Source organism: Trichormus sp. NMC-1 (assembly GCF_001858025.1).
GTDB lineage: Bacteria > Cyanobacteriota > Cyanobacteriia > Cyanobacteriales > Nostocaceae > Anabaena.
On the sequence record NZ_LZQD01000028.1, the window covers coordinates 1 to 2,176 of the forward strand.

A 2,176-nucleotide genomic window follows, 5' to 3' on the forward strand; every position below is an offset into this window, starting at 1 on the left:
CAGGGAATAGGGAACAGGGAATAGGGAACAGAGAAAGACTTTTCTCAATTACGGATTACGAATTATTTTGTTACTCATTTTCCGTAATAAACCCTAGCATCACCGTAACCTGACTTTCGTAGATAATTATTCCATTGTTCTGCCGTGGCGCGATCGCTAAAAGGTCCCACAGCTATATGCGCTCCAAGTGGTTGATTTCTCAGGAATACATTGCTATTTCGACCGATATTTTTTTGAATTTCTTGGGCAATATATCGTAAATTATTTTTGTTTTTAGGAATGATCACATAGTAAGCATTAACAGGTTTAGTAGTCAAAGAATTACTACTAGAAGAAGAAAAAGCTGCTGCTCTACCAGAAGAGGAAGATACTGTTTCTGCGTTGGAGAAACTGACAACACGAGCGCCATTAACACCTTTTAACTCCAGTTCTCTCACTCGTTGTTGGGCATTAGATTGTCGGCTAAAAATACCTGACTGGATAACGTTACGTCCATTGTACTCCCGAATATAAGCATTACTCTCAACCTGACGGACTCGTTGAAGTATTTGCATATTACTGCTGTCAACATAGACAAAATAGCGTTCAAAGTTTTGGTTATATTGACTAATTTGTGTGGTTGAGTAGGAATCAGAATTCTGGTTATATTGATTAAACTCTAATGCTGGCATTGGTTTCAACTGGGGTAATGCTGATTGCCCTATTAAAAAACCATTTTTGGATATTTGGGCTTGTGCTGGGCTATATTGGGGAATTACTAGCAACCATCCACCAAAAGCTAGAGCAAGTATGGATAGGGGAGTAAATTGGCTGGACATTTTACTAAACATATATTTTTTCAACTAAATGGTCTTACACATTTCCTAGCAGACATCATTTTAATCAGCCAATTCGGGATTTTCAATACTTGCATCAAGCATAAAAACCGAAGTGCTTTTCTACCAAGGGTTTACAGAAGTTTATGCTACAATTGGAAAGTCTGGTAATTCCCGTGCTGTGCTAGGATGAAAAACCTCTACTAGCAATCAAAAGTTAGCACTTTAAAAGTGTGGTTTATGAAAAAAGTCGTCGTTGGTCTTTCAGGTGGCGTTGACAGTTCTGTAGCTGCCGCTATTCTACACAATCAGGGCTATGATGTAATCGGTTTGACTCTTTGGCTCATGAAAGGTAAAGGGCAATGTTGCTCTGAAGGAATGATCGACGCGGCTCAGATTTGTGAACAATTGGGCGTTCCTCATGAAGTTGTCGATATTCGGGATGTCTTTCAAACAGAGATAGTTGATTTCCTAGTCACTGGTTACAGTGTGGGAATTACGCCGTTGCCTTGTTCCCAATGTAACAAAACTGTGAAATTTGGGCCGATGGTAAAATATGCCCGTGAACAATGGGAATGCAACAGCATTGCTACCGGTCATTATGCCAAAATACGCTACGATGAAACTACTAACCGTTACCAATTGTTACGTGCAGTTGACCGCAACAAAGACCAATCTTACTTTCTCTACGATTTGTCTCAAGATTTACTAAGTTGCTCTATCTTTCCTTTGGGTGAACTGAACAAAACCGACACCCGACGCATGGCGGCCGAATACAACTTAAAAACTGCCGATAAACCAGAAAGTCAAGATTTATGCTTGGTGGAAAGTAATGGTTCCATGCGGGCATTTTTGGATAAATATCTAGCTCCTAAACCAGGCGATATTGTTGATACTACTGGTAAAATCTTAGGTCAACATGATGGAGTGCATCATTACACAATCGGACAGCGTAAGGGTTTGGGGATTGCTGCACCGGAAGCGTTGTATGTGATTGAATTGGATGCTGTAAATAACAGAGTAGTTGTAGGAGATCGCACTAAAGGAACTGAGGCAGAATGTACAGTAAACCGAGTAAATTGGGTTTCTATTGCTGAACCTGCAACCCCCATTCGTGCAGAAGTGCAAATTCGTTATCGTTCCGCACCTGTACCCGTGACAGTAATTCCTTTAGAATGCGATCGTGTGCGTTTAGTATTTGATGAACCGCAATTCAGCATTACCCCTGGACAAGCAGCGGTTTGGTATGACGGGGATAAGGTATTAGGTGGGGGAATTATCGAACAGTTTTAGTTACAGCGATTTTCAGGTAAATAAACTACATTTTTAAATCTCACGCAAAGGCGCAAAGGCGCAAAGGA

At 40.7% G+C, this 2,176-nt stretch carries 2 protein-coding genes; one reads left to right on the plus strand and one right to left on the minus strand.

The window, feature by feature from the left end; all coding sequences use genetic code 11:
- Nucleotides 1-74: 74 nt before the first annotated feature.
- The gene (locus A9Y75_RS25725; RefSeq protein ID WP_236721541.1) at nt 75-818 is read right to left on the minus strand and encodes a hypothetical protein; all 744 of its coding nucleotides are present in this window, start codon (nt 816-818) and stop codon (nt 75-77) included.
- A 237-nt stretch (nt 819-1,055) separates the two neighbouring features.
- Between A9Y75_RS25725 and mnmA the strand changes: the two genes are divergently transcribed.
- On the plus strand, nt 1,056-2,108 hold the full coding sequence (gene mnmA, locus A9Y75_RS25730) for a tRNA 2-thiouridine(34) synthase MnmA (RefSeq protein ID WP_071189487.1): 1,053 nt from the start codon (nt 1,056-1,058) through the stop codon (nt 2,106-2,108).
- Nucleotides 2,109-2,176: the final 68 nt, after the last annotated feature.